This window comes from Pseudomonas sp. 18058, assembly GCF_902706155.1.
In the GTDB taxonomy this organism is placed as follows: Bacteria; Pseudomonadota; Gammaproteobacteria; order Pseudomonadales; family Pseudomonadaceae; genus Aquipseudomonas; species Aquipseudomonas rustica.
Genome location: NZ_CACSJY010000009.1, coordinates 40,065 through 57,044 on the forward strand (window position 1 = coordinate 40,065; position 16,980 = coordinate 57,044).

General features: G+C 53.4%; 13 protein-coding genes and 1 pseudogene. 6 read left to right on the forward strand and 8 right to left on the reverse strand.

The features are described 5' to 3' along the window. Positions 1-133 precede the first annotated feature (133 nt). Positions 134-1,492, reverse strand: coding sequence for a glutamine synthetase family protein (locus tag GVL50_RS07035; protein WP_053120225.1), 1,359 nt, complete (start codon positions 1,490-1,492; stop codon positions 134-136). Positions 1,493-1,654: 162 nt separating this feature from the next. Between GVL50_RS07035 and GVL50_RS07040 the strand changes: the two genes are divergently transcribed. The 4 genes from GVL50_RS07040 to GVL50_RS07055 all read left to right on the forward strand — a co-directional run bounded on the left by GVL50_RS07040 (position 1,655) and on the right by GVL50_RS07055 (position 6,574). Then, positions 1,655-2,551 carry a helix-turn-helix domain-containing protein gene (locus tag GVL50_RS07040; RefSeq protein ID WP_159812249.1) on the forward strand — a complete coding sequence of 299 codons (897 nt, stop codon included), beginning with the start codon at positions 1,655-1,657 and terminating at the stop codon, positions 2,549-2,551. 96 nt (positions 2,552-2,647) lie between these two features. Then, positions 2,648-3,160, forward strand: coding sequence for a sigma-70 family RNA polymerase sigma factor (locus GVL50_RS07045; protein ID WP_159812250.1), 513 nt, complete (start codon positions 2,648-2,650; stop codon positions 3,158-3,160). Continuing rightward, positions 3,157-4,104 (forward strand): FecR domain-containing protein, encoded by a 948-nt coding sequence (locus tag GVL50_RS07050; protein ID WP_159812251.1) that lies wholly within the window; start codon positions 3,157-3,159, stop codon positions 4,102-4,104. The genes GVL50_RS07045 and GVL50_RS07050 overlap by 4 nt, the downstream gene beginning before the upstream one ends. A gap of 67 nt (positions 4,105-4,171) precedes the next feature. Then, complete coding sequence (locus GVL50_RS07055) at positions 4,172-6,574, forward strand: TonB-dependent receptor (protein ID WP_159812252.1); 2,403 nt, start codon at positions 4,172-4,174, stop codon at positions 6,572-6,574. Positions 6,575-6,626: 52 nt separating this feature from the next. On the opposite strand, the gene GVL50_RS07060 is transcribed toward GVL50_RS07055, so the two are convergent. Continuing rightward, the gene (locus GVL50_RS07060; protein ID WP_159812253.1) at positions 6,627-7,157 is read right to left on the reverse strand and encodes a YkgB family protein; all 531 of its coding nucleotides are present in this window, start codon (positions 7,155-7,157) and stop codon (positions 6,627-6,629) included. A 332-nt stretch (positions 7,158-7,489) separates the two neighbouring features. Between GVL50_RS07060 and GVL50_RS07065 the strand changes: the two genes are divergently transcribed. Further along, positions 7,490-8,005: a cupin domain-containing protein gene (locus GVL50_RS07065; RefSeq protein ID WP_159812254.1), complete on the forward strand. Its 516-nt coding sequence runs from the start codon at positions 7,490-7,492 to the stop codon at positions 8,003-8,005. Between the two features lie 350 nt (positions 8,006-8,355). On the opposite strand, the gene GVL50_RS07070 is transcribed toward GVL50_RS07065, so the two are convergent. Together GVL50_RS07070 and GVL50_RS07075 are read right to left on the reverse strand one after the other, a co-directional pair. After that, the gene (locus tag GVL50_RS07070; RefSeq protein ID WP_159812255.1) at positions 8,356-8,970 is read right to left on the reverse strand and encodes a DNA-binding protein; all 615 of its coding nucleotides are present in this window, start codon (positions 8,968-8,970) and stop codon (positions 8,356-8,358) included. Positions 8,971-9,705: 735 nt separating this feature from the next. Next, positions 9,706-9,999, reverse strand: a complete 294-nt coding sequence (locus tag GVL50_RS07075; RefSeq protein ID WP_159812256.1) for a BPSL0761 family protein — start codon at positions 9,997-9,999, stop codon at positions 9,706-9,708. A 1,402-nt stretch (positions 10,000-11,401) separates the two neighbouring features. Between GVL50_RS07075 and GVL50_RS07080 the strand changes: the two genes are divergently transcribed. After that, entirely contained in the window at positions 11,402-11,743 is a 342-nt protein-coding gene (locus GVL50_RS07080; RefSeq protein WP_159812257.1) for a hypothetical protein, read from the forward strand. A gap of 408 nt (positions 11,744-12,151) precedes the next feature. Here the strand turns inward: GVL50_RS07080 and GVL50_RS07085 are convergent, their stop codons facing one another. The 4 genes and pseudogenes from GVL50_RS07085 to GVL50_RS28945 all read right to left on the reverse strand — a co-directional run. Continuing rightward, positions 12,152-13,063, reverse strand: coding sequence for an alpha/beta fold hydrolase (locus GVL50_RS07085; protein ID WP_159812258.1), 912 nt, complete (start codon positions 13,061-13,063; stop codon positions 12,152-12,154). Positions 13,064-13,185: 122 nt separating this feature from the next. Continuing rightward, entirely contained in the window at positions 13,186-14,151 is a 966-nt protein-coding gene (locus tag GVL50_RS07090; protein WP_159812259.1) for a 2-hydroxyacid dehydrogenase, read from the reverse strand. Positions 14,152-14,612: 461 nt separating this feature from the next. Further along, positions 14,613-16,334, reverse strand: coding sequence for a ubiquinone-dependent pyruvate dehydrogenase (gene poxB / locus GVL50_RS07095; RefSeq protein WP_159812260.1), 1,722 nt, complete (start codon positions 16,332-16,334; stop codon positions 14,613-14,615). Positions 16,335-16,620: 286 nt separating this feature from the next. Next, positions 16,621-16,878 (reverse strand): annotated as a pseudogene (locus GVL50_RS28945) (hypothetical protein); the annotation flags it as partial. Between the last annotated feature and the right edge of the window lie 102 nt (positions 16,879-16,980).

Genomic DNA, 16,980 nt, shown 5'->3' on the forward strand with positions numbered 1-16,980 from the left:
CGTTCCCACGCTCTGCGTGGGAATGCCTCAACGGACGCTCCGCGTTCGGCTTTGGATGGGACGCGGAGCGTCCCGGGCTGCATTCCCACGCAGAGCGTGGGAACGATCGACACAGGGGATCTTTTGGGTTGGGTTAAACGCTCAGCAGCAGGAACTCGCGCTCCCACGAGCTGATCACGCGCTTGAAGTTTTCATGCTCGGCGCGCTTCACCGCGACGTAGCCACGCACGAATTTGTCGCCGAGGTATTGCGCCACGGTTTCGCACTCTTCCATTTGCGTCAGCGCTTCTTCGATGGTGATCGGCAGGCGCAGGTTGCGGCGTTCGTAAGCGCGACCTTCCACGGCAGCGCTCGGCTGCACCTTGTCGACCATGCCGATATAACCGCAGAGCAAACTCGCGGCGATCGCCAGATACGGGTTGGCATCGGCGCCCGGCAAACGGTTTTCCACACGCATCGCTTCAGGGCTGGAGGTCGGCACGCGCAGGCCGACGGTGCGGTTTTCTTCGCCCCATTCGACGTTGACCGGTGCCGAGGTGTCCGGCAGGAAACGGCGGAACGAGTTCACGTTGGGCGCGAACATCGGCAGCACTTTCGGGATGTACTTCTGCAAACCGCCGATGTAATTGAGGAACAGCTCGCTCATCTGCCCGTCTTCATTGGCGAAGATCGGTTTGCCGGTGGCGATTTCAACAACGCTCTGGTGAATGTGCATGGCGCTGCCGGGCTCATCACCAATCGGCTTGGCCATGAACGTCGCGGCGACGTTGTGCTTGAGCGCAGCCTCACGCATGGTGCGTTTGAACACGGTGATCTGGTCAGCCAGATCCAGTGCGTCGCCGTGACGGAAGTTGATTTCCATCTGCGCCGGGCCGTCCTCATGGATCAGCGTGTCGAGATCCAGACCTTGCAGTTCGCACCAGTCGTAGACGTCTTCGAACAGCGGATCGAATTCGTTGGCGGCATCGATGGAGAACGACTGACGACCGCTTTCCGCACGGCCCGAGCGGCCCAGCGGTGCCTTCAGCGGCAAGTCCGGGTCTTCGCAGCGTTGGGTCAGGTAGAACTCCATTTCCGGCGCAACGATCGGCTTCCAACCTTTGTCGGTGTAGAGCTGCAAGACTTTCTTCAGGACGTTGCGCGGCGACAGTTCGATCGGGTTGCCGAACTTGTCGAAGGTGTCGTGGATGACGATGGCGGTCGGTTCGATCGCCCATGGAATCACGTAGACCGCGTCAGCCACTGGCTTGCAGACCATGTCGATGTCGGCAGGATCGAGCAGGTCGTAGTAGATGTCGTCGTCGACAAAATCCCCGGTTACCGTTTGCAGCAGCACACTTTCCGGCAGGCGCATGCCTCGCTCATGCAGGAACTTGTTGGTCGGTGCGATCTTGCCGCGGGCAATGCCGGTCAGGTCACTGACCACACATTCAACTTCGGTAATCTTGTGATCTTTCAGCCACGTGAACAGCTGATCGAAAGGGGCATTCATAAAGACCTCGTTATTGGTTTTATAGACGCCGGGGAGGGCGGGTTTCATCTTCCGCCCCTTCCCCTGTGGCGCGTTGACGACTATCTTGGGCGAGCCTTGCAGTTCCATCTATCCACTTTAAGCAGCACCAAAGCGCACCAAAAGAGTGCGCAAGGTCACCCCATGACAACGTGCAATCCGCTCCAGGTACAAGCGTTCAACACCGCCGATGTGGCCGAGCAAGTCCGCGCCACGCCGGGCTGGGTACAGCATTACCAACAGATGTCGCCGGGCCATTTCGCCGGGCAGATTCGCTATCTGGATCTGCAGGGTGTCGAGGTCTACGAAGAGCAGATGAACACCCGCGTCGAGCAGAATTTCAGCGCACCGTCGGGTGCTTTGGCGTTCTGTTTTGATCGCAGTGATAACGCGCTGTACCTGCTCAACGAAGACAGCCGCAACATTTGGATCACCCCGGAGAACTACCAGGAAATTGCCGTGGTGTTCGGCCCGGAGTTCGTCCGTCAGCACGGTCTGGATGTGGCGAAACTCGAAGGTTTGTTCATGACGCAGCTCAACTGCGGACAGAACGCCCTGTTCAGCCGCTGGTTAAGCTCAACTCTCACGAAGTTGACGCAACCACTTGATATTAATGAAAAAGACGCACTGACAAAACAGCTGCTTGAGGACTGTATGTTCCTCCTCGACAACGCACGTGTGTGTCTCGACGGCGGCGGATTACAGCGCCGCGCCGAAGAGCGAAGCATCATGAAACGGGTAGGGGAGTGGGCCGCAGATTCGCCGGAAGACACGCTCAATCTGCTGGAGCTTTCCAACGTTGCGGGCGTGTCGTTGCGTCAGTTGCAGCAAGCGTTCAAGGCCTACACCGGGATGACGCCCAGCCACTGGCTGCGTTTGCGCCGGTTGAACAGTGCCCACCGCGAATTGCTCAAGCGCAGACCCACGGAAACCACGGTGGCCGAGGTGGCGATGCAGTGGTCGTTCTGGCATTTGGGGCGGTTTTCCAGCAGTTATCGCGCGTTGTTTAACGAGTTGCCGAGCGAGACGCTGAAGCGTTAATGAATGCTGCAGCGGCGAAAAAGACCTTTGTCTCCTGAGTGAAGTTAATTAGAATCAGTCTCATTTGAATTCTTACTTCGCGCAGGGCCTCTCGAGATGACTGAAGCAGCGACGCCATCGCAGCAGTGCCTGCACGAACTGTACCGCGACCATCGTGGCTTTCTCGAAACCTGGTTGCGGCGCCGCATGGGCAATGCCTGGGATGCGGCGGATCTCAGTCAGGACACCTTCATGCGCGTGCTGTGCAGCGCGCAACCCATCGTCGACATGCGCGAGCCACGAGCTTATTTGCTTACGGTCGGCAAACGTCTGCTGAGCAATTTCTACACCCGCCGCAGTCTCGAAAAAGCCTATCTCGAAGCCCTCGCGCAATTGCCCGAAGAGTGCGTGCCGTCGCCTGAGCAGCGCTGGCTGCTGCTGGAAACCCTGCAAGCGCTGGACGAATTGCTTGATGGTTTGCCGCGAGCAGTGCGTAAGGCGTTTCTGTGGAGTCAGCTCGAAGGCCTGGGTTATCGCGAGATTGCCGAGCGCTTGCAAGTCTCAGAGCGAACCATAAAACGTTATATGGCAACGGCTTACGAGCATTGTTTGATGCTAGATCTACGATGAGAATAGCGCCCGGTAATGAAGCGCGGGAAGTGGCGCGGGCTGCCGCGCAATGGCTGGCGTTGCTCGAGTCCGGTGAGGCCAGCGAAGCCGATCACTCACGGCTTAAGACCTGGCGCGAGAGCGACAGCCGCCACGAAAACGCCTGGCAGAAGATTCAGTTATTGCGTCAGCGATTTTCCAGTCTGCCCACAGAATTGGCCATGGCCACCCTCGATCGACCGGATCTGGCGCGGCGTGCGGCCCTGAAACGGGCGCTGGCGCTGGCCGCATTGGTGCCGACGGCGTGGCTGATCAGTCGCCAATTACCGTTGGACGTCTGGCGCGCCGATTTGCAAACCAGCACCGGCGAACACAAGCAGACGCTGCTGGCCGACGGCAGCACCTTGCAACTGAACACCGCGAGTGCGGTGAATGTCGATCTCACCAGCCGTCAATTGACCTTGGTGCGTGGTGAAATGGCGCTCAACGTCCGTGGCGGCGCGGCGCTGAAGATCAATGCGCCTTACGGCCGGATCATCGTCAGCCGCAGCGAAGTCTGCGTGCGTCTTAACGAGCGTGATTGCAACGTATCGGTGCTCAGCGGATCGGTGCAATTGCAGCCGTTGCACGGCCTGGCGCTGATGCTGGATGCCGGACAACAGATCAATCTGCAAGCCTCCGGCGCCGGTTTCGTCACGCCGTTCGACGCCAAAATGCCAGGCTGGCGCGACGGTGTGTTGATGGCGCAGAACCAACCTTTGGGCGATTTCCTGCGCGAGTTAAGCCGTTATCGCCCGGGTTTATTGCGCTGGGATCCTGCACTGGAAAACCTGCGCATCACCGGCAGTTTCCGCCTCGACAACACCGATAAAGTCCTCGCACTGTTAGCAGCGAGCCTGCCGCTGGAGGTGCATTCGCGCACGCGTTTCTGGGTCACGTTGATGCCGCGAAAAAATATCGTCTGAAGCCTGTCCCTTTTATTCGCCTCACCGGTCATTGCAGGTAAGTGAACAAAATCGAGAGCTTCTTCCAATGCCCGCAGTATTCCCAAGTCGTTTGCGTCCGTTGTTGCAGTTGAGCCTCCTGCTGAGCCTGAGTGCCAGCCCCGTGTTGATTCAATCCAGTTGGGCCGATGACGCGGCCCGCCGCAGTTATTCGGTGCCGGCCGGCAGTTTGAGTGCTGCGCTGACTCGCTTTGCCGGGTTGGCCGGGGTCAATCTGTCGGTGGATCCGGCGCTGGTCAGTGGCCGCAACAGCAACGGTTTGTCCGGCGAGTTCGGCGTGGAGGAGGGCTTCACCCGCTTGTTGCTGGGCTCCGGTCTGCAACTGCAACCGGTGGGCGATCACGCTTATACGCTGATTCCGGCGGCCGATGGCAGCAGCCTGCAACTGGCGCCGACCTCGATTCTCGGCGCCACCGGATCGAGCGATGCCGATGTGTTTGCTGGCGGCCAGGTTGCGCGGCGTGGCTCGCAGGGCTTGCTGGGGTCGAAAGACTTTATGGAAACGCCGTTCAGCATGACCACCTATACCAGCGAGGCGGTGAAGAATCAGCAAGCGCGCACCTTGGGCGATCTGATTTCCAGCGACCCCTCGGTGCGCGCGACCAACCCTGCCGGTGGCCGCTATGAGCAATTCACCATCCGTGGTTTCAGCTTGTTCAACAGCGACGTTTCGTACAACGGGCTCTACGGTGTGTTGCCGACGTACACCATCGACATGGAAATGGCCGATCGCGTCGACATCCTCAAAGGCCCGAGCCAATTGATCAACGGGATTTCACCACGGGGCAGTGTCGGCGGCGGGATCAACATCGTGCCCAAGCATGCCACCGACCAACCGGTCACTTCGCTGACCGCCAATTACGCCTCGAACAATCAGCTTGGCGGCGCTGTGGATGTCGGCCGGCGTTTCGGTGAGGACAATAAATTCGGTCTGCGCTTCAACGGCGTCAAACAGTCCGGCGACACTGAATGGGATCACCAGAGTGTTGACCGTGACATGGCGGTACTGGGGCTGGATTTTCGCGGTGAACGCTTGCGGCTTTCCACCGATGTCGGCCACACCGAACGCGATACCGATGCTCCCCAGGAACGCGTGCAAGTCGCGGCCAATGCCAAGGTGCCGAGCGCCAACGACGTGCATCGCAACTACGCGCAGCCGTGGAGCCAGGCGAAAACCGAGGACACCTTCGGTACGGTCAACGCCGAATTTGATGTGAGTGATTCGGTGATGCTGTACGGCGGCGTCGGTGCGCGCAAAAGCAATCACGACTTCCTGCGTCATGCGGTTTCCGTGACCAACGATGCCGGTGATTTCAGCGTTCTGCCGCGCGACTTCACCCGCGACGAAAACGTGCGTACGGCCACGGCGGGCGTGCGTAACTGGTTTCACACCGGGCCGGTGAGCCACGAGGTTAACCTCGCGGCCAGCTACTTCTACATGGATTTCGAGAACGGCGGCGCGCGTTATGCGGCAGGGCGCAGCAATCTGTATGACCCGGTGGAAACGGCGAAACCCGGTACGCCGACGCGCTACGACGCCAAGGTTTATACCGAAAACCGTTTCAGCGGCGTGGCGCTCTCGGACACCTTGGGTTTCTTCGATGATCGTTTACTGCTGACCCTCGGTGCGCGCTGGCAGCGGGTCAAAGTCGATGACTGGAGCGATGACTTGAAGGGCGACACCGCTTATGACGAGGAAAAAGTGTCGCCATCCGGCGGCATTCTGTTCAAGGCGACCGACAAACTGTCGCTGTACGCCAACTATATGGAAGGCCTGAGCCAGGGCAAGATCGCGCCGTCGACGTCGGTGAACGAGGATGAGATTTTCCCGCCGTTCATTAGCCGTCAGGTCGAAGTCGGCGCCAAATACGATGCCGGCGCCTATGCGCTGACCGCTGCGGTTTTCCGCATCAAGCAACCAGCGTATGAAACCAACGCCACCACGCGCGTGTTCGGGCCCAATGGTAAGCGCGAGAACAATGGTGTTGAGCTCAGCGTGTTTGGCGAACCGCTGAAAGGCTTCCGCTTGCTCGGCGGTGTGATGTACATCGACAGCGAGTTGACTGAAACCACCAACGGCACGTTTGACGGCAATCGTGCGCCGGCGACGCCGAAGTACAACGTCAATCTGGGGGCAGAGTGGGATGTGCCGAACGTGCAGGGGCTGACGCTGACTGGGCGCGGGATCTATTCGAGCTCGCAGTATCTGGATCAGTCAAACCAGAAGGAGATCGACTCCTGGGAGCGCTTCGATGTCGGCACGCGATACACGTTCAAGCTGGATGAAAAGACCATCACCTTGCGCGGCAATATCGAGAACGTGCTGGATAAGCGTTATTGGAGTTCGGCAGGGGCGTCAGATGACAGTGAACCGGGGTTGACGCTGTCGACGCCACGGACTTATTTGCTCTCGGCCACTGTGGATTTTTGATATGAAAACGCCCGGTATAACCGGGCGCATCATTGTTCTGATCAGAATAGATTCAAAGTCCGCTGTGCTCTTCAACCGGGGCCAGCGGGTTCTGGCAGGCGAAGTTGCCTTTTGAGTTTCTCAACACCGTCAGCAGGCTGTGCTTGAGCAACACCACCGAGCCGGCCAGCAACACCGCATCCTTGATCAGAAAACTGGTCGCACCGCCCATTGCCGGAAAGCCGCCAGCCGACGCCTCCCAGGCGCCCGGTGTGGTGAAAATCAGGGTGAGGGTGGTCAGGTAAGTGACCGCCGAGCCTGCGGACGCCAGCACGGAAATTCGCGGAAACCAGATACCCAGAATCAGACCCAGGCCGATGGCCCATTCCGCCACACCCAAGGCGTAGCTGGCACCTTGTATCCCGAACGCACTGTGCATCCAGCCGAGGATTGCGCTGTTACTGAGCAAAGGCACCAAACCCTCAGCTTCATAGGGAAACCATTTGGCATAGCCAAATATCGCGAAGATCAGTATCAGCGCCCAACGCATTAATTTGATTTCAAAGTCGTTGGAGAGCAAGCGAAGGAGGGCGGGTGAGTTCATGGTAAATCCTTGTCTTTAAGGTAGATGACAACCCATAGAGAAGGATCAACGTCGAAAATTACACATCACCTCAGGGAGGGTGAAGGATTGAGAAAAACAAACCGTTACGGAAATAGCCTACAGATTCTGGCACTGCGTACGCTTAGCGTGTGCAGCCAGTCTATTGGACGTTGACTTGTGGCTCTTCTCATTCTTCGCCTCCCTTTTGTGAGGTTTTTTTTGCCTGAATTTAGTTGGAGAGAGCGTCTGGGGATGGCGATATACTTAACTACACTAAATGACCGTTTAGTCGAGCTATCCAGAAGTTAGCCGCATATTCGAAGGAGAAGGCCGTGATTCAGCGCAGAAGCGGATCTGAAGGCGTGATCAGGGCACTGAATCTGGAGCCTCACGTCGAAGGTGGTTATTTTCGCAGAACCTATCAGGCATACCATCGAGACATGCTCGAAACGGCCAATGGTTCACGATACCTGATGACGTCGATTTATTATCTGCTGGATGAACAATCGCCCGTGGGCCAGTTTCATTTCAATCAGTCGGACATCCTGCATTACTTTCATCTGGGCGACGCCATCGAGTACAGCCTGATTCACGCCGATGGTTCGTTGCAGACATTGGTAATGGGCAGCGACATGCTCGCAGGACAGCTTTTGCAATTACACGTACCGGGCGGAATCTGGAAAGCTTCACGGTTACTGGATGGGCCGAACGGATTTGGATTGATCAGCGAAGCGGTTTCGCCAGGGTTTGATTTTGCGGACATGGAAATGGGTGATCGTCAGAAACTCGTGGAGCAGTTTCCACAGCATCGAACGCTGATTGAGAAGCTGACGCGTGATGAGGGTTGAGTGAGGTGAATTTCAACGGGTTGCTAAAGGCTTCGGGGAAAGAGGTTCTGAGAGCGATGCTGGAGATTGAAATGCTGTGCGCAACCACCCCAACCTCGTAATACTTTGTTACGTGTAATGTATATTATGTTAAATCATGTATTACGGAATGCTGTTCACAACCTGTGGCTCCTGACACTACCCGGAAGTAAAAATTTAAATTTATAGGAAGTAAAAATACAAATCTGGGGATTATACCCGGCTTAGGATTTAGGCTTCGCTTTCAGGCCTTTGTCATAATATTTCAGGCGTCCTAATGCTCCTTCACAGAAGCGCTGACTCACTAACCAGCCCAAAGTCTGTCGTACCCGCTACGCTTCGGGCTCTGTCGGCTGTATGCCTGCCAATTTCATCGAAAGCTGAAAAACTCGCGCTTGACTGCTACTTAGGTCCTGCTCGAGCTTGGCAATTTTCATCAGGTGTTCATTGGTGAACTCTTCTAGGCATTTTTCTAAGTACAAATTCTGCCTCTGCATGGCTGCTATTTGATCAAGCAATTGCGCCTTGATATGGTTGTCTTCCTGCAGTGCGATCCGAAACTTTCGCTCAGCATCCAAAGCCCTTATCGCTTCAAATTTATCTCTAACTAAACCCGCCCATCTGTGCCGCAGGTTGCGTTTAAGGCTATCTATCCCTCGGCGTTCCGCGTCCGCCTCCTCCTTTACAGTTCTCCTCAGCTCAAGCAAAACTGAAGACAAAATAGATCTTATTTTATCAGGAAATGCCGCAAATTTTTCTTCTGCAGTTTCATTTTCCGCTTCGTAGGCGCGAACTTCGCGAAGCAGTTTCGTGATCGTTGAGTATGAACCTCTGCCAAGAAACCCCCGAACTGATCTTGCTGTAACCGGGACGCTTTGAGCTGACAATTTTGTGACCGCATCGACCACTTGGCTTTTTGTTATCGGTGAATACTTTGAAGTCCTCATATGATAACCCTCATTCGAATATGTGAGCGCCCCGTTTGGCGAGAGTTTCCGCAACAAAATTACTGGCTAGAAACACTGAAAATTCTGTGTGCGGCGATAGGAATTTGCTGAGCACTTCCAGTTGGGATCCGCCGGAATTTGGTGAGTGCCCCCGTTGGCAAGAGATATACCTGCAGCAAACCTCTATATTTGCTAATCCGAGGCACCAGGATTCTGTCTACCCCGACCGGAATTTGCTGAGCGCTTCCAGTTGGAGTCCACCGGAATCTAGTGAGCGCCCCAGTTGGAAAGAGTTTTACCTGCCACATTTCACTATATTTACTGGTTCTAGGCACCGGAATTCTGTGTAAGCCGACCGGAATTTGCTGAGCGCTTCCAGTTGGAGTCCACCGGAATCTGGTGAGCGCCCCAGTTGGCAAGAGTTTCACCTGCCACAATCCACTATATTTACTGGTTCTAGGCACTGGAATTCTGTGTAAGCCGACCGGAATTTGCTGAGCGCTTCCAGTTGGAGTCCACCGGAATCTGGTGAGCGCCCCAGTTGGCAAGAGTTTCACCAGCCGCAATCCACTATATTTACTGTTCCCAGGCACCGGAATGCTGTGTACGCCGACCGGAATTTTCTGAGCGCTTCCAGTTTGATACCACCGGAATTTGATGAGCGCCCCGCTTTATGTGGCTTCTAGGCATCAGAATCTCGTCTGCGCATTGGTTGATTGGGTTACAAGCGTTTCTTTACGCGACTGAATCGGAATCTGGGCGCTCGTCACAAAACAGAGGTTCCGTCGCCAACCAAATGCTTAATACAGGTGGCAGAGGTCCATGCTTTTCTTCCAAACCTAACAACTCGACTTTCCGCTGCTCCTCTAACTGGCCAGCGTGCCAAATATCTTCAGCTTCCGGGTAATGACGCAGAAGGCCTTTGGCGCGGAGTCGTAAGGCTTCCGGCAGTGTTGGATCTCTGACGATATCGCGTAAAAACTTTTCTGTTTGTACAACGCTGCGGGTACGCTCATTAACCATGGTCATAACAGAAGTCTCGCTCTTCAAGGGCCAAGAAGCGACATGCTTGTCCGCTAATCAATCCCACAGCCTGGAGGCCATTTGATGGATGCAAAATGATATATTCAGAGTATCAACGTTCGCATCCCCGTTGCAAAATGGATTTGTGATACCTACATCATCAACGACAAATGGCGTCCTTTTAACGTCAAGATCGCTAAACAGGTATGCAAGTTTGCTGCTGAGAACAGTTAAGATATCGATGAAACAGAATACAAAATGTCTGCTGGGTCGAGCCTGGTTTTTGCCGTTTGTGGCAGTTTCTTCTAGCACACCATCGATGAAGGTCTCACCACCGACGCCAACCCAGTTCGAGCCGTCAGACAAAAGCGCAACCTTGGACAGCTCAGACTCAGCTTCAGTGGATTTATGTAATTGAAACCGCAGAAGTCATAGCTCAGGAGGATCCTCAACATGCGCGGGTATCGTTTATTGTGGCCACCCTCTTCTCTCCCTACCTTCGAGATATCTGATCTCGAAGGTAGGGATAATTGGAAGTCTACGATGGGTTTGTTCGAGTTCGACGGTGAAAAATTGTTGGTTCAACGTTGTCGGTAAAGGCAACAAGGCCGCGAAAATTAGTGTACGAGATGAGTATATTTAGGGCTATTTGAAGCGATATCGAGCGTCCCTCTCCCTTCTGCCGGTGCCGTCTCACAAGGAGACTACAACAGGTTTAGGGCATAATGCTTAATCTGCGGGTTTGCCTACATTTACCTAGCACGCCAGAAATTTCAACGCATACGTTTAGAATGTTTACCCTCATTCTTACTATCATTCGCAATGCTCAGTCAGCCGTAGCTTTCAACTTTTGGCGTCCTGCTAAATAACTTTGGATCAAATTTAAACCCCCTGACGCCGCGTTTTTGACGTGAGATATGAACTCTTGAATAGGTCAACTGCTAAAGGATACATCACACCTCTGCATGGTGTGAGTAGCCAGCTTAAATAAACATCTATTTAGTTGAGTTATAAGTAAGCACATTTCAACGCCCTCTTCTTGGATCTTTTCGTTGCAGGACATAGGCTGGCTGTTTACCAAGCCTTGCCCATTCACGGTTGGTATCATTGAGGATGTCGGCGGCTTTTGGGTTCAGGGGATACTGGGTAACCTCCAGTGCCATTAGGTCGGGTAACTGGTAGTCCAGTCGATTCCGGGTCGTTGAAGCAACCCATCCTCTTGGCCGCCATATTCACCTTGAACTATATCCAGCAGTTTCGGGAGGCTAACTGTCTCAACTCGTTGCCGAAAGGGTAATGGAAGCCAACGCTCGAATCGTTCAGGCTCTGCCTAGCCCAAGCTTGGTGAACCCGAGTTCACACGCATCAGGTCGTTGACCTTGGTGGCGGTTTCAAACAGCCAGAGCACATGGTAGCCAATGTCGGCCTCGGAGCCTGGGAACAAGTGGAAAGGCTTCCGCCCCTGCTCTTGAGCTACGGATTTATTTTATCGGAGCCGTTGCGTGCGACACCAGACATCAGCATCAAGCTCCTCCGAGAAATTGTGGTCAGTGATTCCTATGATTTGAAGTTCGAACTCGTGGCAGCGTCTCAAAAACGTGCGGGCTGTGTCTTGGATACCATGTTCGGAAACTTTGCTATCGATCTCGGGTCTGCGGAAATTACCCAGCCGGAGGTCATCGTATGCCCAATGTTTGCTGCCCTCGGGCGTATTCACCTGAAAATCGGCTTTGAACCACCGCATTCATGATAACCACTCAAAGCGCCCTGCCCCTCTTCAAATAATAAAGCCCAGCTCCAAGTCAAGATCGAAACATAGAGCTGAGTATCAATGGTATCTAACACAAGCACTACTGCGTGGGTTACCAATCTTAAAAATACGTTTAACCACCAAGGGATTTCGTGCTGCGATGGTTCGAGTCGCATATTGGTGCAGCACGATTTACCAACTCCGAAGACAGTAGTTAATGCCAGTTAGGCAGAAGGATTTTCTCACATTTACGTAAAAGCTGATTCAGCGCTCGTTTTCAGAAAAATCATTGCATCGTGCCAGAGTAATAAGCGGCCTTGGAGTCGTTTGGTATTGATGATGCTTTTCTTCGCGTGAACCTGAGGCTAAGCCTGCACACCCATCGACGCCCAGAGTCGATCAGCCTCATCAGGTCAGAAAGTAGAAAATTTGTGACCGGAATTTGGTTGGCTCTTCGATCCACGGTAAATGCCCGCTTTCCTCGAATATTTCCAGCGTGGAATTTTCAATACCTGCGTGCATTCGTTCTGCGACGGCGATAGGGCAAATCCAGTCATGCCTGCCACTGACGATTAGGACGGGTGCCTTTATCAAATGGAGCAAAACCGTTTGATCATTGTGAGCAGCGGCGTCGGCGGCATTTTGACTGCCGAACGCATAAAAAGAGATCGGTTTATCTGAAAGCTGCTGACGGGCAGTAGCGAGATTTGTACCCGGATTATTCAAATACAGCGCAAGAATATTACCGACAAACTCCGTGAGTTCATCATCGTTCCTTGGTGGCTTGCCCTTGCCCGAAAAAAAATGATGAGCCAAGTTGACTGCGCTTGAGTAGTCCGGGTTCTCGGCTCGAGTGGAGAGGAAGCGATGAGTATCCTCTGCTGCAGAAAATCCAAATAACTGACTATCGATCAGTATTAATTTGCTGACCCGCTCGGCGTACCGTTGAGCAAAGGACAATGCAATAGTTCCGCCATTTGAGTGCCCCAACAAAACAATAGTGGAGAGGCCGAGGTGCGATCTCAGAGCGTCCAGGTCGTCAGCCATTTGGTTGCTGCCCATCATAGCAGGGTCACTCGGGCGCCCAGATAAACCGCTGCCGCGAGTATCCACAAATACCACTCTGAAGCGTTCCGTCAAAAATTCTAGGCCGCGTTGCAGATAAAAGCTTCCAATACCCCATCCTGGAGAAACAACAAACAACAGGGGGCCGTTCCCTTTTACCCGATAGTTTAAATGGACGCCATTCAAGTCTACAAAGTGACTACCTTGGTTCAGCGCCGTAATATTCATGCCTGTATTTTTTCTGAGAACAGTCATTTAAACCTCTTTAATTGCGTTGCGCCCATGCATTCGATGAATCGCGCTTAGCGCAAGGAGTAAGTTGACTCTTTGCTTAACGACTAGATAGATCAACCCGGATATAGGCCGTGCTCATAGAATCATTCGGTGGTTCGACTATTGGTCACCCCTTGTAAGGGCAGTCCCGCGCGCAGACGATTGATATTAGCCGCAACGCCTGTTGCAATATCTTTGAGAGAATCGAGTGTGATGCCAGCAATATGCGGTGTTGCGATAACGTTACTCATTTGCAAAAGTGGATGCTGAGTATCGACCGGTTCCTGCCAGTAAACATCTATTCCTGCACCACCCAAATGCCCCGATCGAAGGGCGCTAATTAACGCAGCCTCCTCAACGAGACCACCACGCGCCACATTAATGAGCAATGCACCAGCGGGGAGAAAAGCAAGTTCATCGGGACTTATACTATTGCGGGTTTCAGGAGTGAGGCGAGCGCAGATGACCAATATGTCAGCCTGCTTCAAGCAAGTCGCTTTTTCCTCTAGCGAGTAACATTCATCCAGGCCAAATTCCGCCATCTTCGCGGCACTTCGCTGGCGCGTCAGCCCGATCAATTTAACGTCAAAAGATTTGAGACGCCGAGCGAGCGGCAATGCGATTGCTCCCAAACCGTAGAGGCACACCGTACGTCCCGCCAACATAGTCCCTGATGGCGCACCCAATATGCCGTTCCGAACATTAATTTGAGCTATTGTCAGATTTCGGAGCAACGCCAATATCAAAAGCAACGCATGCTCCGCAACGGAGTCTGCGTTTCCTCCATTGGCTGGGACGTTAGCGACTGGAATCCCTAAATCCTCGGCCGCAAGAATATCGATACCCTCCAGACCTACCCCCCATTGTTGCACGAGGCGGCAGCGGCTCATTTCAAGCAAGCGAGAATCGACACTGTGCATTTTGGGAATCAATACATCTATGTTGTTAGGAAGCGTTTTTAGATCCTCTCCTGACCACACAATCACTTCATCACCGGCATCGACTGGCAACGCTTGCCGAAGGGCCTCTGCAGTATCGGGAAAAGTCTCACCACAGAACACAATTCGCATATTACCTCCTTGAACCAACAAGCATGGTTGATATTTGAAGATCAATTAGAGGCTCATATTCCAGCGTCTGCGCTATCGACCGTCTATTGTTCGTTGTGATGATAGGGTGGTCCTGAACGTATGTATGAAATATGCAATGCCAATCTTCCCGGCATGCACGAAGCCGTTCAAGCATCATTACTCGCCGGGGCAGTCAGTTCTTTTCCTACCACACCGCTGTTATTCATTCTGATGTCGAAGATGGAGGTCAGCTTGAGTAAAATGAAGACCTGACAACGCAGTGCAAATAGCCCTGATCAGGCTTTGATACGGGCAAACGTCGCGCATCAGAAGTTTTCATAATTCGGCATCCTCACCCTATGCGGAAAAATCTGAGAACTCTGGTGAATCAGGGGCCGGCCCGCTAGATCGGATCAGCCCGCCAGAGCCAGCGTGTTGGCTACTGGCACAGATCCTAGTGCTTATCGTAGTAGGTTGACCTTGGCTAGATCGATGAGCTGCTTGGCCCGTCCATCAAGGACAGCTTTCAACATGAAGAGCCCGAACCCTTGCGCTTCGGCGAACGTGGTTTTTGGCGGCATGATCAACTCTTGCCTTTCGCTAACAACGTCCACCACGACGGGGCCCGGATGAGCAAAGGCTTCCTTCAATGCACCGGCCAAATCCGCAGATTTTTCAACCCGGATGCCCTTGATACCGATGGCTTGGGCCATTGCTGCAAAGTTCGGGTTATCCAGCTCACAACCAACGTCCAGGAAACCGTGGGCTTTCATCTCCATTTCCACAAAACCCAATGTGCCGTTGTTAAGCACGATGATTTTTACGGGCAGTTTCATCTGCCTCAATGTCAGGACATCGCCCATCATCATTGCAAAACCACCGTCGCCAGACATAGAGACGACTTGGCGACTAGGGAAGGCGCACTGCGCACCGATAGCCTGGAGCATTGCATTGGCCATGGAACCGTGGTTGAACGAACCAATGAGGCGGCGCTTGCCGTTCATTTTTAAGTAGCGTGCAGCCCAAGCAGTTGGCGTGCCGACGTCGCAGGTGAAAATAGCATCCTCAGACGCCAGTTCGCTAACCAGACGGGTCACGTACTGCGGGTGAATCATCGCGCCGTCTGAGCCTCCCTCTGCCAGGGCGTCCAGGTCTGCGCGAGTTTCCCTGTAATGCTTCAAGGCAGCATCGAGATGACCGCTGTCATTGTGCTCCTCTAGCAAAGGAAGCAGTACCTGAAGTGTGGGTTTCACTTGGCCAACCAAACCCATGTCCAAACCGCAACGGTTTCCAAGTGCCTCAGCGCGAACATCAATCTGGAAAATGCGCGCGTCTGCTGGATAAAACTGCCGGTATGGGAAGTCGGTACCCAGCATCAGTAGAGTGTCGCAATCCTTCATAGCCGCATAGCCTGAAGAGAACCCGATTAATCCAGTCATTCCAACATCGTAGGGATTGTCGTACTCGATGAATTCCTTGCCACGAAGCGCATGCACGATAGGAGCTTTCAGCTTCTGAGCTAATCTCAAAATCTCCTCGTGTGCGCCCGCGCAACCCGCCCCGCAAAGCAGTGTGATCTTTTTGCCTTTATTCAGCATGAAAGCAAGCTGCTCAAGCTCGTCACTGCGCGGATGGATGACAGGATCGCTGGGCACAAGCCAACGCGGTACCGGTACCAAGGTAGATTGCAAAGCGACATCCCCCGGGAGCACCACTACAGCCACCCCTTTTTTTGAGATCGCCGCGCGCATCGCGCGCTCCAACACTTGAGGGAGCTGATCCGGACGGCAAACCAATTCAACATAGTGGCTGCATTCCTTGAACAGTATTTCCGGGTGAGTCGTTTGGAAGTATTCGATCCCTATTTCGGTGCTTGGTATATGGGCTGCAATCGCCAATACAGGAACACGGTTTCGGTGAGCATCGAAAAGCCCGTTGATGAGGTGAAGGTTTCCTGGGCCACAGCTACCAGCACAAACGGTCAGATCGCCGGTAAGGTGTGCTTCCGCACCAGCTGCAAATGCAGCTGCTTCCTCGTTGCGCATATGAATCCAGTCGATGGATTCATCCCGGCGCAGTGCATCCGTAAAGCCGTTGAGCGAATCGCCTACCACGCCGTACACGCGATTCACTCCCGCGCCTCGCAGGGCTTCGACTACAAAGTCCGACACTGTTCTTGCCATTTGATGAACTCCTACAAAGAAAGTTTTGTCCTGAAACCAAGACTCAAAATCGAAGTGCAAGGCTATTTGCCATTAAGACAGAGCGGATGGCAGGCCAATATTGATTAGCGGTGGATATCCAAGCGGAATGCGAAAATGATCTATTAGATATCTCAAGTAACAGACCTCATCCATAATTAGTCGATATTATCCACTTGTGTATACCAAATTAACTGTAGAGAGCTGCAGGTAATAGCTAAGTGCAGTGACTTCGCTGGAGTCAGCCTAGGCGGAAACTGTGTACTGATCACTTACACATAAGTATCGGTTTATGCCACTCACTGCTTAACTGATTGATATTCAACACGGATACTCCTTTCAGGTTTTGAATCACCTGATCCTGTGCCTTATCATTGCCTTCATCCAAAGTGGGTGTAACTCATCTGCCTCATGGCGTTGATCAGGTAATGAGCGGGCCAGTACTGGTTTTCGAAAATGCTCCAGATCTGTAATTGTTGGCGATCGCCACGTTGCCGATGGTCCGTTCACATTCGTAATCTGGTGTGAATGGCAGATAGAGAAAAAATTTAAATTCCTCAAGGTTTGTATCGATGTGTATTGCCAGGCGGCTCCGATACGTTTCGATTTAAACACCCGTTTATTCGAC

What these genes read in the sequence shown, in the direction of transcription:
- GVL50_RS07035 (WP_053120225.1), bottom strand. Translation starts at nt 1,492, where the DNA reads ATGAATGCCCCTTTCGATCAGCTGTTCACGTGGCTGAAAGATCACAAG.
- GVL50_RS07040 (WP_159812249.1), top strand. Translation starts at nt 1,655, where the DNA reads ATGACAACGTGCAATCCGCTCCAGGTACAAGCGTTCAACACCGCCGAT.
- GVL50_RS07045 (WP_159812250.1), top strand. Translation starts at nt 2,648, where the DNA reads ATGACTGAAGCAGCGACGCCATCGCAGCAGTGCCTGCACGAACTGTAC.
- GVL50_RS07050 (WP_159812251.1), top strand. Translation starts at nt 3,157, where the DNA reads ATGAGAATAGCGCCCGGTAATGAAGCGCGGGAAGTGGCGCGGGCTGCC.
- GVL50_RS07055 (WP_159812252.1), top strand. Translation starts at nt 4,172, where the DNA reads ATGCCCGCAGTATTCCCAAGTCGTTTGCGTCCGTTGTTGCAGTTGAGC.
- GVL50_RS07060 (WP_159812253.1), bottom strand. Translation starts at nt 7,157, where the DNA reads ATGAACTCACCCGCCCTCCTTCGCTTGCTCTCCAACGACTTTGAAATC.
- GVL50_RS07070 (WP_159812255.1), bottom strand. Translation starts at nt 8,970, where the DNA reads ATGAGGACTTCAAAGTATTCACCGATAACAAAAAGCCAAGTGGTCGAT.
- GVL50_RS07075 (WP_159812256.1), bottom strand. Translation starts at nt 9,999, where the DNA reads ATGACCATGGTTAATGAGCGTACCCGCAGCGTTGTACAAACAGAAAAG.
- GVL50_RS07080 (WP_159812257.1), top strand. Translation starts at nt 11,402, where the DNA reads ATGGTAGCCAATGTCGGCCTCGGAGCCTGGGAACAAGTGGAAAGGCTT.
- GVL50_RS07085 (WP_159812258.1), bottom strand. Translation starts at nt 13,063, where the DNA reads ATGACTGTTCTCAGAAAAAATACAGGCATGAATATTACGGCGCTGAAC.
- GVL50_RS07090 (WP_159812259.1), bottom strand. Translation starts at nt 14,151, where the DNA reads ATGCGAATTGTGTTCTGTGGTGAGACTTTTCCCGATACTGCAGAGGCC.
- poxB (WP_159812260.1), bottom strand. Translation starts at nt 16,334, where the DNA reads ATGGCAAGAACAGTGTCGGACTTTGTAGTCGAAGCCCTGCGAGGCGCG.